The sequence below is a fragment of the Salmonella sp. SAL4457 genome, assembly GCF_046548235.1.
Classification (GTDB): Bacteria; Pseudomonadota; Gammaproteobacteria; order Enterobacterales; family Enterobacteriaceae; genus Salmonella; species Salmonella enterica.
On record NZ_JBGDZO010001152.1, the window covers coordinates 1 to 244 of the forward strand.

General features: G+C 50.4%; 1 protein-coding gene. It reads right to left on the minus strand.

Features of this window, described 5'->3' with window-relative positions; translation table 11 throughout:
- Positions 1-75 precede the first annotated feature (75 nt).
- The gene (locus tag ACLJNW_RS27775) at positions 76-240 is read right to left on the minus strand and encodes a LapA family protein (protein ID WP_410961807.1); all 165 of its coding nucleotides are present in this window, start codon (positions 238-240) and stop codon (positions 76-78) included.
- Positions 241-244 lie beyond the last annotated feature (4 nt).

Sequence of the window (244 nt, forward strand, 5' to 3'; positions counted from 1 at the left end):
TCCAAGCATTGTGTAGTCATCTAGATGCGAATAGCACTCGAGCCCACAAAGACCAGGCAGGGACTCGAGCAGACCTCACCGCAGGGCGGTAGACTGAGATACTGCGAGTTCTTTTCGAGTACGAGACAGATCAGATCTTGCAGATCTGAGACGCACTTTGGCACGAGCCAGAAGAGGCACGCTGATCAACATACCAATAATACCGCCAGCAATAAATGCTAACGCAACATAAAGGACCACAGGT